The sequence below is a fragment of the Pseudomonas sp. Lz4W genome (genome assembly GCF_000346225.2).
Lineage (GTDB): Bacteria > Pseudomonadota > Gammaproteobacteria > Pseudomonadales > Pseudomonadaceae > Aquipseudomonas > Aquipseudomonas paraversuta.
Map to the genome: position 1 here is coordinate 3,450,001 of NZ_CP017432.1, position 20,684 is coordinate 3,470,684.

The 20,684-nt window shown below is 56.7% G+C and carries 18 protein-coding genes (1 of these 18 running past the window's edge); 6 read left to right on the plus strand and 12 right to left on the minus strand.

What is annotated here, in order from left to right:
* Positions 1–874: the 3' portion of a threonine/homoserine exporter RhtA gene (gene rhtA / locus B195_RS15745; protein ID WP_003441542.1), read on the plus strand. Its footprint begins 14 nt before the window's first position; the window shows 874 of its 888 coding nt (coding positions 15–888); the start codon falls outside the window, past its left edge; it ends in the stop codon at positions 872–874.
* A 161-nt stretch (positions 875–1,035) separates the two neighbouring features.
* Positions 1,036–1,317: a hypothetical protein gene (locus tag B195_RS15750; protein WP_081481296.1), complete on the plus strand. Its 282-nt coding sequence runs from the start codon at positions 1,036–1,038 to the stop codon at positions 1,315–1,317.
* 56 nt (positions 1,318–1,373) lie between these two features.
* Here the strand turns inward: B195_RS15750 and B195_RS15755 are convergent, their stop codons facing one another.
* The gene (locus B195_RS15755; protein WP_003441540.1) at positions 1,374–3,194 is read right to left on the minus strand and encodes an aminopeptidase P family protein; all 1,821 of its coding nucleotides are present in this window, start codon (positions 3,192–3,194) and stop codon (positions 1,374–1,376) included.
* Positions 3,195–3,249: 55 nt separating this feature from the next.
* A complete protein-coding gene (locus B195_RS15760) occupies positions 3,250–4,419 on the minus strand; it encodes a cysteine desulfurase family protein (RefSeq protein ID WP_003441539.1) in 1,170 nt (389 codons plus the stop codon).
* A 334-nt stretch (positions 4,420–4,753) separates the two neighbouring features.
* On the opposite strand from B195_RS15760, the gene B195_RS15765 reads away from it, so the two are divergent.
* The gene (locus B195_RS15765; protein WP_003441537.1) at positions 4,754–5,833 is read left to right on the plus strand and encodes a sigma-54-dependent Fis family transcriptional regulator; all 1,080 of its coding nucleotides are present in this window, start codon (positions 4,754–4,756) and stop codon (positions 5,831–5,833) included.
* Between the two features lie 44 nt (positions 5,834–5,877).
* On the opposite strand, the gene sfnG is transcribed toward B195_RS15765, so the two are convergent.
* On the minus strand, positions 5,878–6,978 hold the full coding sequence (gene sfnG / locus B195_RS15770) for a dimethylsulfone monooxygenase SfnG (RefSeq protein WP_165439792.1): 1,101 nt from the start codon (positions 6,976–6,978) through the stop codon (positions 5,878–5,880).
* A gap of 242 nt (positions 6,979–7,220) precedes the next feature.
* Here sfnG and B195_RS15775 point away from each other — a divergent pair, with 242 nt between their 5' ends.
* The gene (locus B195_RS15775; RefSeq protein WP_003441533.1) at positions 7,221–8,000 is read left to right on the plus strand and encodes a TSUP family transporter; all 780 of its coding nucleotides are present in this window, start codon (positions 7,221–7,223) and stop codon (positions 7,998–8,000) included.
* On the opposite strand, the gene nudC is transcribed toward B195_RS15775, so the two are convergent.
* The 5 genes from nudC to gnd all read right to left on the minus strand — a co-directional run bounded on the left by nudC (position 7,968) and on the right by gnd (position 13,049).
* Positions 7,968–8,798, minus strand: a complete 831-nt coding sequence (nudC, locus tag B195_RS15780) for an NAD(+) diphosphatase (protein ID WP_003441530.1) — start codon at positions 8,796–8,798, stop codon at positions 7,968–7,970. The two genes, B195_RS15775 and nudC, sit on opposite strands and share 33 nt — an antisense overlap.
* Positions 8,799–8,827: 29 nt before the next feature.
* Entirely contained in the window at positions 8,828–9,640 is an 813-nt protein-coding gene (locus B195_RS15785) for a crotonase/enoyl-CoA hydratase family protein (RefSeq protein ID WP_003441526.1), read from the minus strand.
* Positions 9,641–9,739: 99 nt separating this feature from the next.
* The gene (locus tag B195_RS15790) at positions 9,740–10,552 is read right to left on the minus strand and encodes a Cof-type HAD-IIB family hydrolase (protein WP_037001458.1); all 813 of its coding nucleotides are present in this window, start codon (positions 10,550–10,552) and stop codon (positions 9,740–9,742) included.
* Positions 10,549–12,072 (minus strand): glucose-6-phosphate dehydrogenase, encoded by a 1,524-nt coding sequence (gene zwf / locus B195_RS15795; protein WP_003441519.1) that lies wholly within the window; start codon positions 12,070–12,072, stop codon positions 10,549–10,551. Before zwf ends, B195_RS15790 begins: the two co-directional genes overlap by 4 nt.
* A complete protein-coding gene (gene gnd, locus B195_RS15800; protein WP_003441516.1) occupies positions 12,069–13,049 on the minus strand; it encodes a phosphogluconate dehydrogenase (NAD(+)-dependent, decarboxylating) in 981 nt (326 codons plus the stop codon). The genes zwf and gnd overlap by 4 nt, the downstream gene beginning before the upstream one ends.
* Before the next feature lie 290 nt (positions 13,050–13,339).
* Here gnd and B195_RS15805 point away from each other — a divergent pair, with 290 nt between their 5' ends.
* Together B195_RS15805 and B195_RS15810 are read left to right on the plus strand one after the other, a co-directional pair.
* Positions 13,340–13,531, plus strand: a complete 192-nt coding sequence (locus B195_RS15805) for a DUF6026 family protein (RefSeq protein ID WP_003441513.1) — start codon at positions 13,340–13,342, stop codon at positions 13,529–13,531.
* A 172-nt stretch (positions 13,532–13,703) separates the two neighbouring features.
* Complete coding sequence (locus B195_RS15810; protein WP_003441510.1) at positions 13,704–15,446, plus strand: phosphoethanolamine transferase CptA; 1,743 nt, start codon at positions 13,704–13,706, stop codon at positions 15,444–15,446.
* Positions 15,447–15,519: 73 nt separating this feature from the next.
* Here B195_RS15810 and B195_RS15815 read toward each other — a convergent pair whose 3' ends face one another.
* The 4 genes from B195_RS15815 to B195_RS15830 all read right to left on the minus strand — a co-directional run bounded on the left by B195_RS15815 (position 15,520) and on the right by B195_RS15830 (position 20,517).
* On the minus strand, positions 15,520–16,005 hold the full coding sequence (locus B195_RS15815; RefSeq protein WP_003441508.1) for a GNAT family N-acetyltransferase: 486 nt from the start codon (positions 16,003–16,005) through the stop codon (positions 15,520–15,522).
* Positions 16,006–16,097: 92 nt separating this feature from the next.
* Entirely contained in the window at positions 16,098–16,427 is a 330-nt protein-coding gene (locus B195_RS15820) for a hypothetical protein (protein WP_003441505.1), read from the minus strand.
* A 204-nt stretch (positions 16,428–16,631) separates the two neighbouring features.
* Entirely contained in the window at positions 16,632–19,397 is a 2,766-nt protein-coding gene (gene mgtA / locus B195_RS15825; RefSeq protein ID WP_003441503.1) for a magnesium-translocating P-type ATPase, read from the minus strand.
* A gap of 640 nt (positions 19,398–20,037) precedes the next feature.
* Positions 20,038–20,517: a sigma-70 family RNA polymerase sigma factor gene (locus B195_RS15830; RefSeq protein WP_003441500.1), complete on the minus strand. Its 480-nt coding sequence runs from the start codon at positions 20,515–20,517 to the stop codon at positions 20,038–20,040.
* Positions 20,518–20,684: the final 167 nt, after the last annotated feature.

A 20,684-nucleotide genomic window follows, 5' to 3' on the forward strand; every position in this document is an offset into this window, starting at 1 on the left:
CCAAAGCCTTGCATCGACACTATTCCCCGTCGGCTTGCTGCTTATTGCCATGGCCTCGATACAATCGGGTGCTTCGCTGGCTAAAAGCATGTTCCCCATAATAGGCGCCCAAGGCACTACAACCCTGCGATTGCTGTTCGCCTGCATTATCATGCTGTTGATCCTGCGACCCTGGAGAGCCAAGCTCACCGCCAGATCCTTAAAAACCGTGATCGTTTACGGGATAGCGCTGGGGGGCATGAACTTCCTCTTCTATATGTCACTGCGTACGGTTCCACTGGGGATTGCTGTGGCGCTCGAGTTCACAGGACCACTGGCTGTCGCTATTTATTCCTCGCGCAGGCCCATCGACTTTGCCTGGATTGGTCTGGCGATCATCGGACTTCTACTGCTTATCCCCACCGGCGAAAGCACTCAGGGCCTCGACCCTGTCGGCACCGGCTATGCACTGGGCGCCGGAGTCTGCTGGGCGCTGTACATTCTATACGGGCAAAAGGCCGGCGCTGACAACGGCGTGCAAACAGCAGCTTTAGGCGTAATGATCGCGGCGCTGTTCATTGCCCCCATCGGGATTGTCCATGCCGGTGCCGCCTTGCTGACCCCAAGCTTGATCCCCATCGCCATTGGCGTCGCAATATTGTCCACCGCCCTCCCCTACACTCTTGAGATGATTGCTTTGACACGCATGCCCACGCGTACATTTGGCACTCTCATGAGTATTGAACCCGCCTTCGGTGCACTGTCAGGTCTGTTGTTTCTGAATGAGGTCCTGTCCTTTAGCCAATGGATGGCAATCTCTTGCATTATCATGGCTTCGGTCGGAGCCACCTTGACGATGCGCAACCACTCGAAACCTGTATTGACTGACAATTAGTCGTCTATTTGACAGAAGTCTGGTAATTGACTCTCATTTAAGGGATGTTTGTTCGTTATGAATGTTGCTTGGCGCGGATAAGGACTTCCTCAAACGCCAGCGATAGAGGATTGATCCACACCCGCACTCCGTGAACCCGACGCAAACGCTTAAGGACAGGAATGAAACGAATTTTGGCCGTTTTAGCCGTGCTTGCTGTTGCCGGCTGCGCCGCAACCTCCCAGCCAGCTGTAAAGCATGGCAAACGAGGCCTGCATATCAACTGCTCCGGCTTATCCTCTTCGTGGGACAAGTGCTACGCCCAAGCCGTCAAATCTTGCGGGGACAAGGGCTACAGAGTGATTGCCAAATCTGGAGATACCGCACAGGAGCCAGGGGATTATCCTTTCGGCTTAAATCCTGCCGGATACACCAGCCGAAGCATGATTGTGCTCTGCAAGTGACAGCCTTGAACATTCTGAAGCGCAGCTGAGCAAGCTGGCCGCGCTTCAGAACTGCCTCAGGCAACTTTCGAAAGAGGCACCGTTCGCGCCAGCAGCCACTCCAGCGCAGCCCCTTCAAGCAGCGGGCTCAAGCGTTCACGCACCTGTGCATGATAAGCATCGAACCACTCCAGCTCTTCACGGGTGAGCAGGCCGGGTTCCAGGCAACGGCTATCGATCGGGCACAGGGTCAATGTTTCAAACTTGAGAAACGAACCGAACTCCGAGGCGCCCGCCTCGCGATTCAATACCAGGTTTTCAATGCGCACACCCCAGCGCCCCGGACGATATGTCCCGGGTTCAATGGAGGTAATCATTCCCGGCTGCATTGCTGTATGGGGTGCCGGCGCCGCCTGATAGGCAATGACCTGAGGCCCCTCATGCACATTCAGGAAGTAGCCCACGCCATGCCCGGTTCCGTGCCCGTAATCCACGCTTTCAGCCCAAATCGGAGCTCTGGCAATCGAGTCCAGCAAGGGCGACAAGATACCTTTTGGAAACTGGGCCCTGGACAAGGCAATCACGCCTTTAAGGACACGGGTGCAATCGCGCTTTTGCTCCGCGCTCAAGGTGCCAATCGGTACCATCCGGGTAATGTCAGTGGTTCCGCCCAGGTATTGACCGCCAGAGTCTATTAACAGCAGGCCATCCCCTTCAATCACGGCATGTTCTTGCTCAGTCGCGTGATAGTGCGGCATTGCGCCATTGGCATTAAAGGCAGCGATAGTGTTGAAGCTCAGCGACACGTACCCCGGGCGACGCGCACGGGCAGCGGTCAACTGCTCATCAATGGTCAATTCGGTGATGCGCTCACGCCCCAGAGCAGTTTCCAGCCAGGCAAAAAACTCACAAAGAGCAGCACCATCCTGCTCCATGGCCTGACGGATATGAAACGCGTCATCCAGACTCTTCTGCGACTTGGCCAGGGTAGTCGGGTTCAGCCCTTCCACCAGCGTCACGTCAGGGTGCAGATGGCTGAGCAAGCCGCAGGTCACACGCGCCGGATCCACCAGTAACCGGGTCGATACTGACAATGCTGCCAGCGCGTCATTGATTTCAACGTACTCGCGCAACTCAATACCATCACGCCCAAGTGTCTCTTGCAGGGCGGGACTGACCTTGTTCAGGTCCACAAACAAGGTGGCTTGCGCCGAGTCGATCAATGCAAACGAAACAAATACCGGGTTGAAAGAAACATCCGAGCCACGCAGGTTAAATAACCATGCAATGTCATCGAGGGTTGCTATGAAATGCGCATCGGCCTTGCGCTGCACCAGTGAGTTACGCAACTGTGCCAGTTTGTCCACGCGACTGACTGTTGCTTGTGGCGGTAGATGCTCATACACCGCCTGGACCGGCAGCGCAGGACGATCCTCCCAGACCAGCCCCAGCAGATCGATATCTGTGCGTAAAACGGCACCGCGCTCTTTGAGTTTGCTTTCCAGTATTCGTGCAGAGGCCAGTGCCAGCACCGCCCCATCAACCGCTACCACAGCACCTTCAGGTGCCTGTTCGGCCAGCCACTCCAGTGGCCCCGGTTGACCTGGCATCAGCTTGACCAGTTCGATGGTACTACCGGCAAGCTCTTTGGCCGCCTGTTCCCAGTAACGGCTGTCAGCCCAAAGACCGGCAAAGGTCGGGGTCACAATCAAAGTGCCGACTGAACCGTGAAAACCCGACAACCATTGCCGGCCCTGCCAATAGGCGGGCAAGTATTCTGAAAGATGGGGGTCGGCCGAGGGTACCAACAGTGCCTGTATTCCGTTCTGGCTCATCAAGGCTCTGGCGCGCGCCAAACGCTGCACTACCAATCCCGGATTCAACGACTGAGTACTCATTCCGCCTCCTGCTAGTCACTACTAATATTATTCCCTCCGGATAATGAATCAGCGGCTAAGACTGGGCAACCGCCCAGAAAGGTGCAGGCGCGGTAACGGCTGCTTTAATCGCATTTACTGCGACATCAATATCCTGCTCGCGGGTAAAGCGCCCGAGACTCAATCGAATGGTTCGACCGGCTTTTTCAGCATCATGGCCCAACGCGAGCAACACATGGGACGGGGTTTTACTGGCCGAGTTACATGCCGAAGTAGCCGAATACGCCAGCACAGCGCTCAATGCCGAACTGTTGAAATGCCCTTCGCTGAAGGTCAGGCTCAAGGTATGGGGAATTCGTTGCGTTGGACAGCCATTGCATTGCAACCCCGGCACATCGGCCAACTGCTCCAGCAACCGCTGACGCAGAGCGCCGATATGCGCCAGCTCCTGGGCAAATGATTCGCTGGCCAGGGCAAAAGCAGCCCCCATGCCGGCTATCTGGTGAGTGGCCAGGGTTCCGGAGCGCAGCCCCGACTCATGACCGCCACCATGGATCTGGGCCTGCAAACGATCCTGTGCCCGTGGCCCCACATACAGGGCGCCAATCCCCTTGGGCCCGTAAACCTTGTGCCCCGAAAACGACATCAGATCCACGGCCCACGCCTCCAGGTCGATGGCTACCTTGCCAGCGCCCTGGGCGGCATCAACATGAAACAACGCACCGTGTTCGCGAACCCGTAAACCAATACCCGGGATGTCATTCACTGTCCCGAGCTCATTGTTCACCAGCATCAGCGACACCAGCAGAGTGTCCTCTCGCAACGCATCGCTGACTTGCTGCGCGCTCACAAGCCCATGGCTGTCGGGCGCCAGATACGTCACATCAAATCCTGACTCTTCGAGGAACCGGGCCGTGTCCAGCACCGCCTTGTGTTCAATCTGACTGGTGATGATGTGCCCGCGCGCCTTGCCGCTGGCCAGTGCCACACCCTTCAACGCAAGGTTATTGGACTCGGTAGCACCCGAGGTCCAGATAATGTGCTCGGCCCTGGCATTGATCAGCTGTGCAACCTGTTCGCGAGCCAGCTCCACCGAGCCTCGGGCCTGCTGACCGAAAACATGTGAGCCCGAGGCCGGGTTGCCAAAGTTTCCTTCAAAGCCAAGACAATCGACCATCACCTGAATGACACGAGCGTCCACGGGTGTGGTGGCAGCGTAATCGAAATAAAGAGGTCTTTTGTTCATTGTGCAAACCTACTGAGCGTTCCGGAATCAGGCAGTGCTTGATATCAGAAGAGTGAAGCCACCTTGAAAACGTGGCCATTAGAAATACCCGATTAACCTGGGTGACAAAAGAAGCCGCTTCAACAAATGTCGTAGGAGCCTTCCAAAATTCACGAGATCAAAAAACCATAGCCCTATAAAGCGCTAAAAGTACCTGTCTGCGCAAGTCTGATATGCCATAAGGATATATAAATATGGAATTACGTTAGTTTACGGAATAACAAAAGCTCTTTATAAAGCAGCCTTCGGCTTTCCTTTTGTGGGTATAGCCCTCCCCCGATAAAAGGAGCTGTACATGCAGCTTTTAACACTGCCTGCCACTCCGGCACTCGCGACCTCCATACGGGCCACAGCCCAGGTTTTTGCAGACCCTGCCTCCAAGGCGTTGCTCGCGCATCTGCAACAAATAGCCCCCAGTGATGCCAGTGTGTTGATCATCGGAGAAACCGGCACCGGCAAAGAGATTGTCGCCCGCCATATTCACCAGCTCAGCCACCGCCATCAACAACCGTTTGTGGCGGTAAACTGCGGAGCCTTCTCCGAATCTCTGGTCGAAGCCGAGCTGTTCGGCCATGAGAAAGGGGCATTCACCGGTGCACTCGGGGCTAAGGCCGGCTGGTTTGAAGAGGCTGACGGCGGCACGTTGTTTCTGGACGAAATCGGCGATTTACCATTGCCCATTCAAGTGAAACTGTTACGTGTGTTGCAAGAGCAAGAGGTGGTGCGGCTTGGGTCGCGCAAAAGCACGCCGATCAATGTTCGCGTGCTGGCGGCAACCAATGTGAATCTGGAGCAGGCTATCGATGCCGGTCACTTTCGCGAAGATCTGTATTACCGGCTGAACGTGGTCAGCCTTGTTCTGCAGCCCTTGCGCGAGCGCCAGGGCGACATCCTGCCGCTGGCAAGGCATTTCCTTCAAACCTACCGGCAACGACTGCAACACGGCCCTACAGCATTAAGTACATGCGCTGAACAGGTGCTTATGGATCACCCCTGGCAGGGCAATATTCGCGAGCTTGAAAACGTCGTGCACCACAGCTTGCTCCTGTGCAGCAATCAGACCATCACCGCCCGGGACTTGCGCCTGTCGCAGTCACGCAGCAAACGCCTGGAGCCTGCTGCGCCACAACCATCCACCACCACTGACCACTTGTTACAGCGTGCATTTCAAAAGCTGTTCGAAGAAGAACCTGGCGCCCTGCACGAAACCGTAGAGGACAGCCTGTTGCGCGCGGCTTACGAGTTCTGCCATCACAACCAGGTACATACTGCCAAACTGCTGGGCTTGAGCCGCAATGTCACCCGTACTCGTCTGATCAAACTCGGGGCTCTGGCCGTAAACACACGAAGGCTTGATGCACAAACGGCGTTGTGAGTGGACACCTCGGCAGCAACCCGGCATTGCTGCCGGGCTTTCCCTCAAGCCGGGGTTAATTCCTCGAGCCGGCGCGCTTCCAGCTCTCTTACCAGAGGCAGCACCCGACGTCCGAAATACTCCACCTCTTCCTGAAAATGCAGAAACCCCGCCAGCACCAGATCCACGCCCAAGGCCTTGAGCGCCACGATCCGCTGTGCGATCTGCAGCGGCGTGCCAATCAAATTGGTTTTAAAACCATCGTTGTACTGCACCAGATCCTCAAAGGTTGACTTGGCCCAGTTACCTTCCCCCTCAACTGAGGACTTGCCCGCCTGTTTCGCTGCGTCACCAAAGGCATGAACCGCCTCAACGTCGGCATTTTCGATGATTTCCTGCAACACCGCCCGCGCCTCTTGCTCCGTGTCACGGGCAATGACAAAAGCATTCACCCCGACCTTCACCGAGCGCTGGTTGGCAGCCGCCTTGACACGAATGTCGTCGATCTGTGCCTTGATCCCTTCCGGGGTGTTGCCATTGGTGAAGTACCAGTCCGATACGCTGGCTGCCATATCCCGCGCAGCACGCGAACTGCCACCCTGAAATATTTCCGGATGCGGCAAACCCAGCGGCTTGGGCTTGAGGGTGTAATTGTTGACCCGGTAGAAATCCCCTTTAAAGGTGAAGTTATCCTGGGTCCAGATCCCCTTGAGGACACGAATGAACTCCTCCGAGCGGCGGTAGCGCTCGTCATGCTCCAGCCAGTGCTCACCGATGGCATTGAATTCACCCTTGAACCAGCCACTGACAATATTGACCGCAATCCGGCCCTCCGTCAGCTGATCAATGGTGGCCAGTTGCTTGGCTGCCAGCGCAGGCTTCCAGGGCCCCGGCAGGATCGCAGCGATGACTTTCAAGTGGGTGGTAGCAGCCAATAGCGCGTGGCTGAACGCTACCGACTCGTGCTGGAATTCTGCGCCGTAACCCGCAGTGAAACGGATCTGGGTCAGGGCATATTCAAAACCTGCCGCCTCCGCCAGGCGCGCCAGTTTGCGGTTGTAATCGATCCCCCAATCGGTACGTTGCTCAATCTTGCTGACCACCAGACCACCGCTGACGTTAGGCACCCAGTAGGCAAATTTTATGGCTTGCTGACTCATTGGCATGATCTCGGCGTTAGGAAATGTCCTAACCACAGAGCAGCATCTATGCCAACAGGTCTAAACCGCTCTTACCGCCACAGGAAACCGGCGCGAGCTGTCTGTCTGGCGCTTATTTGTTGAATGACTGTTGGCCCGACAACACTTTTCGAGCGCAAAAGGTCTATCGCCGCTGTCGACCGTTATCGGTAAGATGACGCCCTTCCCGCGCTTGTGCGCCGTACGCCCCGCCGAATTAAGTCGATCCCATGCCTTTTGAACTCAGCGTAGATTTGACCACCCTCGCCATTCTGGCCGCAGTGGCCTTTGTGGCCGGCTTTATCGATGCCATTGCCGGTGGCGGTGGCCTGCTCACCACCCCGGCCTTGCTCACTGCCGGCTTGCCCCCGCACCTGGTGCTGGGCACTAACAAACTCAGTTCGACGTTCGGCTCGGCCACTGCCAGCTTTACGTTCTATCGACGCAAACTATTCCATCCCAGAGAGTGGAAGCTGGCTATTTTCGGGACTTTGGCAGGCGCACTGATCGGTGCCATCGTGGCCCATTACATGCCCGCCGAGTGGCTGAACAAAATGCTGCCGGTGATTGTTTTTGGCTGTGGCCTGTATCTGTTGTTCGGTGGCACACCCAAAACCCCGATCGACAACGATGCACCGATCAAAAAGAAATGGCAGCTGCCACAAGGCCTGGGTCTGGGCTTCTATGACGGCGTAGCCGGACCCGGAACAGGCGCCTTCTGGACCGTCAGCAGCATGCTGATGTATCCCATCGACCTGGTGAAAGCCAGCGGCGTGGCCCGCAGCATGAACTTCGTCAGCAACATTGCGGCGCTGTCGGTATTTGTTTTTTCGGGGCATGTGGACTGGGTGATCGGCCTGACCATGGGCTTTGCCGTAATGGTCGGTGCTTTCTTTGGCGCCCGCAGCGCGATCAGCGGCGGGGCCAAATTCATTCGCCCGGTGTTTATCACCGTGGTCCTGGGACTGACCGTACGCCTAGCCTGGCAACACTGGTTCGGCCAGGCCTAAGCGCCGCGCCACATACAGGTCGATGAGATAGCGCGCAATCGAGCGCGATGCTGGCAGCGGCGGCAAATGATGCACATTGAACCACTGCGCATCTTCTATCTCGTCCGCCTGGGGCACGATATCACCCCCTGCATATTCCGCATGAAAACCCAGCATCATCGAATGCGGAAATGGCCAGCACTGACTGCCCATGTACTGGATATTCGTAACCTCCAGCTGCACTTCTTCACGCACCTCGCGAATCAGGCAATCTTCCGCCGACTCCCCCGGCTCGGCGAATCCCGCCAGCGTGCTATATACCCCCGGCACAAAGCGCGGCGAACGCGCCAGCAGCACCTCATCGCCCCGGGTAATCAATACAATCATGCTCGGCGAAATACGCGGATAACTGCGCAGGTTACAGGGCGCGCAGTACATCGCACGCTCCCCGGGTACCTGCGTCATGGCCCGCCCGCAACTGCCACAGAAACGATGCTCTGTGGCCCAGGTGCCTATTTGCGCGGCGTAGCCCAGGACCTTGTAAAGGGTGTGATCGCCCTCCAGCATAAAAGCCCGCAAGCCCTGCCAGCGGCAGCCTTCAACCTGCGCCGGACGCTCCAGCTCCAGCAGATATACCGGCTCGCCGTCCAGATGCCCGATACCATGCTCGGCCAGCAGCGGCAGGTCCTGACGCTTGAGCCATTCACGGGGGAACAGCGGGCCATTATCGTCAAGCAGAAATCCGTCGGGGCCGCGCACCACAGCCAGGCCGCCAGGTAGGTCTGCATCCAGTACTGCCGTGGTCCAACGCGGTGTCATGAAACGATCCTTGGTCAGGTTAAAAAGTGTCAGTCGAGAAATTCAGGCTTTTGCTTGGTCATATGTGCGGTCATCGCCAACCGCAAGTCGCTTGACTGGAGCATGGCCGCGTTCCATGTCGCGACATACTCCAGACCGTCATCTACGCGGTGATCACGCATATAACCGATCATCTGCTTGGTCCCGCCAATGGCAATCGGCGACTTGCCGGAGATCTCTTGCGCGATCGCCATAACGCCTTCGAGCAACGCCTGATGATCACTGTAGACCCGATTGACCAGGCCGATCGTACGCGCCTCGTCAGCGAGCACCATGCGCCCGGTGTAGGCCATTTCACGCAGCATGCCATCGCCGATGATGCGGGGCAGACGTTGCAGTGTGCCGACATCGGCAGCCATGCCCATGTCGATTTCCTTGATCGAGAACTGCGCATCTGCTGCTGCATAGCGCATGTCGCAGGCGGCGATCAGGTCAATGGCACCCCCCAGGCAATAACCCTGAATGGCTGCCAGAACTGGCTTGCGGCACCCATCGACTGCATTGAACGAGGCCTGCATCTGCAGAATTTTACGCCGCAGTAAACGCGCGTTACGCCCTACATCCTTGCCCAGTTCATTGGCCACAGAGGCCAGCAACATCAGATCAATACCGGCCGAAAAGTGCTTGCCCGCCCCACTGAGTACCACTACGCGGACGGCATCGGTTTCATCGATCCATTGAAAGATTTCGACGATTTCGCTCCAGAACGCCGCATTCATCGCATTGACCTTCTCAGGTCGATTGATCTGCACGTGGGCGATGCTGCCCTGTAACTCAACCTTGAAAGCCTGGTAGTCGGACATAAGCTCAATCCTTTGTGGGGCGCAGTGCCGGTCAATAAGTCGCGGACTATAGCAAGCACTGCGGGCCTCAGGCAGGCCGTTATTACGCCAAAAACCGGGCTACAGAATAAAACGCTCGATCGCCTGGGCGACACCGTCTTCAAGGTTGCTGCCCGTCACGTACATCGCCTGCTTGCGTATTTCTTCCGGGGCCTGGCCCATGGCAATCGAAATCCCTGCCCGATGAAACATCGCCGGATCATTGCCGCCATCGCCGATGGCCGCCGTGCGCACCAGCGGCACATCCAGAAACTCGGCCAGAGCCACCAGCGCATCGCCTTTGTTGGCCTTGAGTGCGGTGATATCCAGATAACGGGCCTGTGAGCGACTGGCGACCGCGAGCCCGCTCAACACCGGTTGCAAGCGCTGTTCAAGGTCCAGCAATAACGGCGCATCGCTGCAGGTGGCTACGATCTTGTGCACCTTGTGCAGATAAGGCTCATAGCTTTCAACCACCTTCGGCGCATACCCGAGGCCGTGCTGCTCGTGAGCGACCATTTCGCCGGACGGATCACGTACCAGCCAGTCTTCATCGACAAACAGCCAGACCTCAACCGGGTGTTCCGCCAACAGGGCCAGGGTCTTTAGCACCCCTTCATAGTGCACATGATGGGACTGCAGGTATTCGCCCTGGGCGTTGACCAGCAGTCCGCCATTGAACCCGGCGACCGGCAATTCAATGCCCAGTTGCTGGCTGATCTCGCGCATGGCTCTGGGCGGTCTGCCGGAGGCCAGCGTGAAATGAACACCCGCCGCCTGCAGCTTTTTCACTGCAGCCAGGTTGCGAGGACTGAGGCTGTGGTCAGGCGACAGCAGGGTGCCATCCATGTCACTCAGCACCAGCTCAATGGACTCTTGCTTCACGTCACTCATCCTATGTTCAGCCAAGCGCGACCATCGCGTGCCAGCAGTTGTTTTGCTGCTTCGGGACCATCCTGTCCAGCCGGATAGGACTGCACGTCCGTGTGTTCACGCCATGCATCGAGAAATGGCTGCACACCGCGCCAGCCGTTTTCAATATTGTCAGCGCGCTGAAACAAGGTCTGATCCCCCGTCAGGCAGTCGTAGATCAATGTTTCGTAGCCGGTGGAAGGCTGCATTTCGAAGAAGTCTTTGTACGCAAATCCAAGGGCGATATTAGCCATTTTCAGCCCCGGCCCCGGTCGCTTGGCCTGAAGGTCAAACCACATGCCTTCGTTGGGCTGAATCTGGATCCGCAAATAGTTTGGCTGCAGCCGGTCTACTTCGGTGTCACGGAACTGCGCATAAGGCGCGGGCTTGAAGCAAATTGCGATTTCAGTATCACGGGCACTCATGCGCTTGCCGGTACGCAGATAAAATGGCACGCCGACCCAGCGCCAGTTATCGATCATGACCTTGAGCGCAACAAAGGTTTCAGTGTTGCTGTCAGGGGCCACGTTGTTCTCTTCGCGATACCCCACGACCGGTTTGCCACCGGACTCACCCTGGGTGTATTGCCCGCGCACCGAGTTTTTCAGCGCTTCTTCCTTCGACCAGGGGCGGATTGCTCCAATCACCTTGGCCTTTTCACCCCGCACCGCATCGGCGCCAAAAGCTGCGGGGGGCTCCATTGCCACCATCGCCAGCAGTTGAAACAAATGATTGGGCAGCATGTCGCGCAGTGCGCCGGTGTGCTCGTAAAAACTGCCACGTGTCTCGACCCCGACGGTTTCTGCCGCGGTGATCTGTACATGGTCGATGTAATGATTGTTCCAGAAGGATTCGAAAAGCCCGTTGGAGAATCGGCTGACCAGAATGTTCTGGACTGTTTCCTTGCCCAGGTAATGGTCAATCCGGTAGATCTGCTTCTCGCTCATGACGGTCAGCAGACAGGCATTCAATGCCTGCGCCGTTTCAACGTCTGAGCCAAAAGGTTTTTCAATAACTACCCGGCGAAAAGCTTCCGGGGTTTCTTTTAGCAACCCGCCAGCACCCAACCGCTGCACCACTTCGCTGAAAAAGCGGGGGGCAGTGGCCAGGTAGAACACCGCGTTGCCGGTGCCACTGGCGATGATCTTCTGTTCCAGCGCGGCATAGGTGCTGTCATCCAGAAAATCGCCCTGCACGTAACTGATGTTCTTCGCCAGCGAAGCCCACAATTGGGCATTCAAGCCCTGGCCCTCAGGATGATCCACTTTGCTGGCGGCTTCATTGCGAATGAAGTCCTCCAGCTTTTTGGCAAAGCCCTCATCACTGATTGCATTGTGGTCGACGCCCACAATATGCAAACCATCGTCCAGCAAACCATCGCGACTCAAGTTGTACAGCGCCGGCATCAGCAAGCGCTTGACCAGATCACCGTGAGCCCCAAACAGGAACAGCGTGGTAGGCGGTGCCGGTTTGGTGTTGGATTTGCTGGACTGATCGGTCATTTCTTAGGTGTCTCCACATGGCCGCCGAAACCAAAGCGCATGGCCGACAACAATTTGTCGCCATACAGGCTTTGCTGGCGTGAGCTATAGCGGGCAAACAAGGCGTTCGACAATACCGGTACCGGGGTCGACTGCTCCATGGCCGCTTCGATGGTCCAGCGGCCTTCACCGCTGTCCGCCACGGCGCCCGAGTAGCCGTCAAGCGGCGCGTCGGTGGCCAGGGCATCGGCGGTCAGATCCAGCAACCAGGACGACACGACACTGCCACGACGCCACACTTCGGCGATATCACCCAGGTTCAGGTCAAAACGCTGATCTTCCGGCAGATTCTCACCGCCCTTCATCTTCATCAGGTTGAAGCCTTCGGCGTATGCCTGCATCAGGCCGTACTCAATACCGTTGTGCACCATCTTGACGAAGTGCCCGGCACCCGCAGGGCCTGCATGGATATAACCACGCTCTGCGCGATCATCTTCAGAAACACGGTCTTTGGTGCGCGCAATATCGCCCATACCCGGTGCAAGTGCGGCGAACAGCGGGTCCAGATGTTTAACGACTTCAGTGTCGCCGCCAATCATCATGCAGTAACCGCGCTCCAGGCCCCAGACGCCGCCCGAAGTTCCGACGTCAACGTACTGCAGGCCTTTTTCGGCCAGCGCCCGGGAACGACGGATGTCATCTTTATAAAAGGTGTTGCCGCCGTCGATGATGATGTCACCGGCGTCGAGCAGTTGGCTCAGGGTCTCGATGGTGTCTTCGGTCGGCGCACCGGACGGCAGCATCACCCAGACAGCACGGGGCTTGGCAAGGCCAGCTACCAGCGCCGGCAAGTCGGTGACGCCTGTGGCGCCTTCCTGCTCGAGGGCACTGACAAAGTCGGTATTGCGGTCAAAAACCACGGTTGTATGCCCATTGAGCATCAGACGCCGCGCGATATTCCCGCCCATACGGCCCAATCCAATAATTCCCAACTGCATGTACTGTTGCTCCCAACGACAAATAAATAGGTGTACAGCACCTTAGTGCAGCATTGCTTAAGGTGCCCGGCTGAGGATTAGTCCTAGCGCATGCTGCATAGTTTCGCACAAGCAGCCACCCAGATTCGCGATTCAATACACTCAGAAGACGAACGAGCACGCCAAGACCGCAAAAAAATTAAAAGTTCACATCATTCAAGAAAGAAATCACAATCGCTCCCGACAGTGATCCAGTCCTGCAACGGGCAATTTGGATACTCGATTTAAAGTTGCCAGAGGCGAAGCGAACCATGACCACCGTATTGTCCGCACAACCTGCCCAGACCCTCTATGTCACAGTTCGCCGTGACGAACTGCGTCAACTCAAGGACGAGTGCGTGCAGTTGCGCCAGGAGCTCGCACAATTGCGCCAGCAATTACAAATCGCCCAGGCCGGCCAGCTTTTTAATGGCGGCGCCGAGCACAGCCGCCACAGCGACTGATCACGCCGATACAAGCGGCGAGCCAAAGCCTGCCGTCATCTGTGACAAAGTTTTCACATCCCGTTAGCAATACTGAAACACTTTGTGGCTGCTCAATATTGAGGCGGCCCTCACTTGTTGTGCCGGGCTAAACGGCATCTACGATTCAAGTTGTTATCAGCTGGAGCGCTGTATGGGGATGTTCAAACGCAGTAACACATCTGCGAAAGGTTTCGACTGGGCCGGACTCGGCTGGCTATTTCTGTTCTTCTGGTACTTCTCCGGCATTACCCAACTGCTGATCCAACTGACGGGTACCTCCGGGTTTTCGGGCTTTCGTCAGGCCTTCATAATGAGTTCCATCTGGCTCGCGCCGATGCTCATGTTTCCCAAGCACACCCGTGTAATGGCAGCCGTCATTGGCGTCTTGCTGTGGGCGTGCTCCATGGCCAGCCTCGGCTATTTCTTCATCTATCAGCAAGAATTCTCGCAAAGCGTCATCTTCATCATGTTCGAGTCGAACATCTCTGAAGCCGGCGAATACATGACCCAGTACTTCGCCTGGTGGATGGTACTGGCGTTCCTTGCCCATACCGCCTTCGCCGTATTCCTCTGGACCCGCTTGCGCCCGGTATACATGCCCCGCGTACAAGCCTGGACAGTAGCAATCGCTTTGCTTCTGGCAGTTGTCGGTTACCCGATCATCAAGCAAACGATCAAGCACGACACCCTGGCCGCCGCCATGGAAAGCTTTGAAAGCCGGGTAGAGCCCGCAGTGCCATGGCAGATGGCGGTGGCGTATCGCCGTTACCTGGAACAACTGGACAACATGCAGGGCATGCTCGCCAGTGCCAGCAAAATTCCGCCCCTGACCAACCTCAAGGACAATGAAGCCGGCAAGCCCACCACGCTGGTGCTGGTCATTGGCGAGTCCACCAACCGCCAGCGCATGAGCCTCTATGGCTACCCGCGCGAGACCACGCCCAACCTCGACAAATTGCGCGACCAGCTGGCGATTTTCGACAACGTCGTGACGCCGCGTCCTTACACCATCGAAGCACTGCAACAAGTCCTGACCTTTGCTGACGAAGAAAACCCTGACCTGTACCTCAGCACCCCATCGCTGGTCAGCGTGATGAAGCAAGCCGGATACAAAACCTTCTGGGTGACCAACCAGCAGACCATGACCAAGCGCAACACCATGCTCACCACGTTCTCCGAGCAGGCAGACCAGCAGGTCTATCTCAATAACAACAGGAACCAGAACGCGCGCCAGTATGACGGTGACGTGCTCGAACCCTTCAACAAGATCCTGGCCGACAGTGCACCACGCAAGCTGATCGTGATTCATCTGCTCGGCACGCACATGAGCTATCAGTACCGTTATCCGCCGACCTTCGACAAGTTCACCGATCGCAACGGCGTCCCTGCCGGCCTGACCGATGATCAGGTGCCGACTTACAACAGCTACGACAATGCCGTTTTGTATAACGACTTTGTGGTGTCGAGCCTGATCAAGGATTTTGCCAAGACCGACCCCAACGGCTTCCTGCTGTATCTGTCCGATCACGGTGAAGACGTGTTCGATTCGGTTGGCCACAGCACGCTGGGCCGCAACGAAGCCAAACCCACAGCGCCGATGTACACCATTCCGTTCATGGCCTGGGCTTCGCCAAAATGGCGTGAGAGCCATGCATGGAACTTCGCCAGCGACCTTGGCCGTCCTTACAGCAGTTCACAGTTCATCCATACCTGGGCAGACCTGGCCGGTTTGAGCGCTGACGAACTGGACGACAAGAAGAGCCTGGTGAGCGATCAATTTGTCGCCCGACCTCAATTGATCGGAGATCCGTACTCGCGCCCGCAAAAAGCCTTGATCGACTTCAGTCTGATCAAACCCAAGGCCCCTGCCGCGAGCGATGTGGCCAAACAGTAAAAACGCAACGGGGAGCCAATGGCTCCCCGTTCAGTTTCAGTTGATCCCCGCCCTGCCAAACAGCGCCGTGCCTCTACAGATATTTGTTCCAGAACAGCATCTGACCGTGGGCCGGGTTGAGCTGGCCCTCGCTAAATCCGAACTTCCTGTAGGAACCTTGAGCGACCGGGTTGCCCTCAAGCACCTCGAGAGTGATCTTGCAGCAATCACGTTCACGGGCAATCTCCTCGACCTTGAGCAGCATCTGCTGACTCAGGCCCAGACCGCGGAATGTATCGACCACCGACACGTCGTGCACGTTGACCAGAGGCTTGCCGGCAAAGGTCGAGAAGCCTTCAAAACAGTTGACCAGCCCCGCCGCCTCGCCATTGACAAACGCCAGCACGCTGAACGCATGGGGACGCTTGGCCAGCTCTGCAGGCAACTGCTCCAGCACCTGGGGCGACAACGCCTCACCGCCGCCCATAGGGTCTTTGGCATAGTGATTCAATACGTCTCTCAAAGCCTGGGCGTGAACCGGGTTTGTATAGTTTGCTTGCACTACCACGACATCCGACATTGCTTGGATTCCTTGACGACTGGGTTCTTGGTGTCCGATTTTGATGACACCCGACCTTAGCGTGCCTGAAGCGCCACAGACAAGTGCCCGCGTCATGTGTGGCCAGAGGGATCCAGGGTTTGCATCAGCGCCTCGACTTGCGGCACAAGGCAGTCGGCGTCCAGGTAAATCAGTACATGGCGAAACTGTTGATTGTCCTGGCGATACGCCTCGACATCCACAGCCGCAACATCTGCCATCTTCTGGCTGAGCAGCAGTAAATCGAAATCATGGACCTGAGCGTCATACAGGCTCATTAACGCCTGCAGGTCATACAAGGGGGCAATTCGGAAATACCCCGCAGCATTAAGCGACTTTTCTATTTTTAAAGCCTGAGCCCAATCGGCATCGGCAATCAGTATTCGCAATGACTTGGTGGGCATGATGTCTGAACCATCGTCAAATGCATTCTGTTAGACCGGGACACGCCAGCTTTACCACTGGCACCAAAGCGCAAATGGGTGCGCTCCGGGACATTTCAAGACACCGCTTGTCACGTCATTGATTCCTCAGCCGAGCCTCGGGCCATCTCCCCCCGGAGCGCCAGGCGGCACTCCGTGTCATGTTCGAGACTGCCGGCTACGCCCTCACTGCCAGCCGAACTTGCGGATGTAGAAACCTTTCACTGCCTGGGTCAGCGCCATGTAGGCCAGCAGAATCATTGGCAAGAACACAAAGTACAGCGGCGGCAACGCCTGCAATTTGAAGTAGCCAGCCAACGGCCCCATTGGCAGGAAGATACCTACCAACATGATCACAGCTGTCATGACCATCAGCGGCATCGCTGCACGGCTTTGCAGAAATGGAATTTTCGGCGTCCGGATCATGTGCACGATCAGCGTTTGAGTCAGCAGCCCGACCACGAACCAGCCCGACTGGAAAAGAGTCTGGTGCTCAGGTGAGTTGGCTTTGAACACGTACCACATCAAACCGAACGTGAGAATGTCGAAAATCGAGCTGATCGGTCCAAAGAACAGCATGAAACGCCCTACCTCGGCGGGTTGCCAGCGCTGGGGCTTTTTAAGCATTTCTTCATCGACGTTATCGAACGGGATAGCAATTTGTGACACGTCGTACAGCAGGTTCTGGACCAGCAGGTGCATCGGCAACATAGGCAAAAACGGGATAAACGCACTGGCGACCAACACCGAGAACACGTTGCCGAAGTTCGAGCTGGCGGTCATTTTTATGTATTTGAGCATGTTGGCGAAGGTCCGGCGCCCTTCCAGTACACCCTCCTCCAGCACCATCAGGCTTTTTTCCAGAAGAATGATGTCCGCTGCTTCCTTGGCGATATCCACCGCACTGTCCACGGAAATCCCGATGTCCGCGGTACGCAGCGCAGGTGCGTCGTTGATCCCGTCCCCCATAAAGCCAACCACATGGCCATTGGCTTTGAGCAAGCGCACGATGCGCTCTTTGTGAGTGGGGGTGAGCCTGGCAAACACGTTGCTGGTTTCGACGGCCACCGCCAGTTCAGCGTCGGTCATGCGTTCGATGTCGTTACCCATCAACAGCCCTTGCTGCTCCAGGCCCACTTCACGGCAAATCTTCGCAGTGACCAGTTCGTTATCGCCAGTCAGAACTTTTACCGCGACCCCGTGTTCGGCTAACGCCTTGAGTGCTGGCGCAGTGCTCTCCTTTGGCGGGTCAAGGAAAGCGACATAACCAATCAGCGTCAGGTTCTGCTCGTCTGCCAGGCTGTAAGTGTCACGACCCTTCTCAGTCATTGGCCGTGCAGCAACCGCCACCACCCGCAAACCCTCTTCGTTAAATGCCGCGGTCACCTGGCGAATACGCGCCAGCAACTCATCGCTCAGGGCTTCTTCCCGTTCGCCATGGCGCACGGTTTTGCAAACGGCCAGCACTTCTTCGACAGCGCCTTTGCAGATCAGCAGATGAGGCTGATCCTGCTCGGCCACCACAACCGACATCCGCCGCCGTGTAAAGTCGAAAGGAATTTCATCGACCTTGTTAAAGGCTGTGCCCACATTCAACTCGCGGTGCACCTCGACATGCTCCAGCACCGCCACGTCCAGCAGGTTTTTCAGTCCGGTCTGGTAGTAGCTGTTGAGATAGGCCATTTCCAGAACGTCATCCGACTCTTGCCCCCAGACATCGACGTGGCGTGCGAGAAAGATTTTGTCCTGGGTCAAGGTGCCTGTTTTATCGGTACACAGTACATCCATCGCGCCAAAGTTCTGGATCGCGTCCAGCCGTTTGACGATGACTTTTTTACGTGACAGAAACACTGCGCCTTTGGCCAGGGTTGAGGTCACGATCATCGGCAGCATTTCCGGGGTCAGGCCCACTGCCACCGACAAGGCAAACAGCAAGGCTTCGGTCCAGTCACCCTTGGTAAAGCCATTGATGAACAGCACCAGCGGCGCCATTACAAACATGAAGCGGATCAGCAACCAGCTGACTTTGTTGACCCCGGTCTGAAACGACGTCGGCCCCCGATCCGTCGCGCCAACCCGCTGTGCCAGCGCGCCGAAGTAAGTGTTGTTGCCGGTGGTCAGTACCACTGCCGTGGCCGCGCCGGATACCACGTTGGTGCCCATGAACAGAATATTGTCCAGTTCCAGCGGGTTACTGGTCTGGCTGTCGGACTGCCGCGCAAACTTCTCCACCGGCATTGATTCACCGGTCATTGCCGCCTGGCTGACAAACAGGTCTTTGGCGCTAAGCACCCTGCAATCTGCCGGAATCATGTCGCCCGCGGACAACACAATCAAATCCCCCGGGACCAATTGCTTGATCGGCAACTCAATGCGTTGCGCACCTCTGATTTGCTGAGTTACGCCGGAGAACTTGCCAAACATCGGGGTGGTGTCAGCATTGAAATCACGTCGCATGACCGTGGCGGTGTTACTCACCATCGCCTTGAGTGCGTCCGCTGCTTTGTTGGACTTGGCTTCTTGCCAGAAACGCAGCAACGTCGACAACACCACCATGGTGCCAATCACCATCGCAGCCTGAATGTCATCTGTGGCCAGAGAGACCGCGGCAAGCAAAGTCAGCAACAAGTTGAACGGGTTCTTGTAGCAATGCCACAAGTGCACCCAGCGGCTGAGTGGCTGCTCGTGTTCAACCTCGTTCAGCCCATGTTGCTGGCGCAGCGCCTCGGCCTCGGCCTCGCTGAGGCCATCGGTATGGGTGCCCAGACTGTCGATCAATACCGCGCTGTCGCGGTTGGCCGCAGCCACCAGGGTTTGTGCCAGCGTCGGCGGGACTTCCCGGCTGACCGTGGTGTTGGTCAAACTATCAAGCAAGGCCAAACGCCGGAAATGCCGGCCGATATGGCGAGTGCGCAAAAATCCGGCGAAGAATTCTTTGAGGGTGAGTTTCATCGTGCTACTCCTGCGCCGTCTGCACTCACCCTTTGAGAGTGACTACGCAGACGGCCTTGATCTGGAACCGTCGTTCATGGTTTGAATCCGGATGCTCGCGCTTAATCAAACAATCGAACACAGCCCGGCAACCTGGGCCGATGTTGGCGCCGGCGCACCGGGATAAAAAAGTTGCCCATAACGATTCCCCTGACGGTCTACGAAGCCAGGCAGCAGGCACGGCAAGAGCGCGCGCGAGTACCAAAAGGCACACGCGCGCAGCGTGTCGCGACCATGCCGCCAAGGGCATTGATCACACACGTTTCAGTATCGATGAGAGGGCTTCCGGGGACGGGTCGTGGATGACCCGATAAAGGTGCCGTTTCTCGCTAGTCAGCAAGACAACGGCAGGGGAATCTGCGCGCTAGCTTGCCGAGAATATGCCGGTGTTCATAACCGGCCGACTACTGTGACTCGAGCTGCTACCCACTGAAAACCTGCGCTATTAATGAAAACGCCGGCAGCTTACGCCCGGCGTTTTAGAGAGTAAACCGCAGGAAGGCTGCCGTTTTATGAATCAGATGGATCTTCAGGCAGGGTTCAGTTTCATCCGGAGAATGTCATATGAGGCGGTATTGCGGCGCGCATAAAGGGCCGAAACTCAGGGGCTTTCCCATTGCCTGAGACGAACCCGGCAATGCTTCATTGCGTTGACAATATGTTTCTCCACCATGCTTCGCGACACACCGAGGCGCTCGGCAATTTCAGGATGCGACAAGCCTTCAAGCTTGCGCAGCAAAAAGCAGTCGCGGCACGCCGCAGGCAGCTCGGCCAGCGCCCGCTGGAGCAGGTCCAGACGCTGATTGCGGTCCATCAACACCTGCGGCGAAGGGCTGAAAAAACGCTCCTCAGTGTCCAGTACCTCCAGCGGCTCAACCTGGCGCAAGGCGTTGCGCCGATGACCATCGATCACCAGGTTGAGTGCCGTGCGATACAAAAATGCACGGGGCTGCTCAATGGGTGCATCACTGGTGCGCTCAAGCACTCGTACGTAAGCATCATGCGCGACATCTTCGGCCGCCTGAGCATTGCCCAGTCGGGCACTCAAAAACGTGACCAGTTCACGATAGTAGTTTTCCAACATGACTCCTGGCCGCAACGTCAGCGGCAACATTCCATGAGCGCAGAAACAGTCCGAATCGATAGCGGCGCGATGATGGCACTTCTGAAGATGCAATTTATAGCAATTCTCATCTAGATTTAAGATGCATGCCCTTGAATCGCACAGAAACATTAAGTAACACCTGT

Bases quoted from the DNA above. Each gene is read 5' to 3' on its own strand.
- B195_RS15750 (WP_081481296.1), top strand. From the start codon at position 1,036: ATGAAACGAATTTTGGCCGTTTTAGCCGTGCTTGCTGTTGCCGGCTGC.
- B195_RS15755 (WP_003441540.1), bottom strand. From the start codon at position 3,194: ATGAGTACTCAGTCGTTGAATCCGGGATTGGTAGTGCAGCGTTTGGCG.
- B195_RS15760 (WP_003441539.1), bottom strand. From the start codon at position 4,419: ATGAACAAAAGACCTCTTTATTTCGATTACGCTGCCACCACACCCGTG.
- B195_RS15765 (WP_003441537.1), top strand. From the start codon at position 4,754: ATGCAGCTTTTAACACTGCCTGCCACTCCGGCACTCGCGACCTCCATA.
- sfnG (WP_165439792.1), bottom strand. From the start codon at position 6,978: ATGCCAATGAGTCAGCAAGCCATAAAATTTGCCTACTGGGTGCCTAAC.
- B195_RS15775 (WP_003441533.1), top strand. From the start codon at position 7,221: ATGCCTTTTGAACTCAGCGTAGATTTGACCACCCTCGCCATTCTGGCC.
- nudC (WP_003441530.1), bottom strand. From the start codon at position 8,798: ATGACACCGCGTTGGACCACGGCAGTACTGGATGCAGACCTACCTGGC.
- B195_RS15785 (WP_003441526.1), bottom strand. From the start codon at position 9,640: ATGTCCGACTACCAGGCTTTCAAGGTTGAGTTACAGGGCAGCATCGCC.
- B195_RS15790 (WP_037001458.1), bottom strand. From the start codon at position 10,552: ATGAGTGACGTGAAGCAAGAGTCCATTGAGCTGGTGCTGAGTGACATG.
- zwf (WP_003441519.1), bottom strand. From the start codon at position 12,072: ATGACCGATCAGTCCAGCAAATCCAACACCAAACCGGCACCGCCTACC.
- gnd (WP_003441516.1), bottom strand. From the start codon at position 13,049: ATGCAGTTGGGAATTATTGGATTGGGCCGTATGGGCGGGAATATCGCG.
- B195_RS15805 (WP_003441513.1), top strand. From the start codon at position 13,340: ATGACCACCGTATTGTCCGCACAACCTGCCCAGACCCTCTATGTCACA.
- B195_RS15810 (WP_003441510.1), top strand. From the start codon at position 13,704: ATGGGGATGTTCAAACGCAGTAACACATCTGCGAAAGGTTTCGACTGG.
- B195_RS15815 (WP_003441508.1), bottom strand. From the start codon at position 16,005: ATGTCGGATGTCGTGGTAGTGCAAGCAAACTATACAAACCCGGTTCAC.
- B195_RS15820 (WP_003441505.1), bottom strand. From the start codon at position 16,427: ATGCCCACCAAGTCATTGCGAATACTGATTGCCGATGCCGATTGGGCT.
- mgtA (WP_003441503.1), bottom strand. From the start codon at position 19,397: ATGAAACTCACCCTCAAAGAATTCTTCGCCGGATTTTTGCGCACTCGC.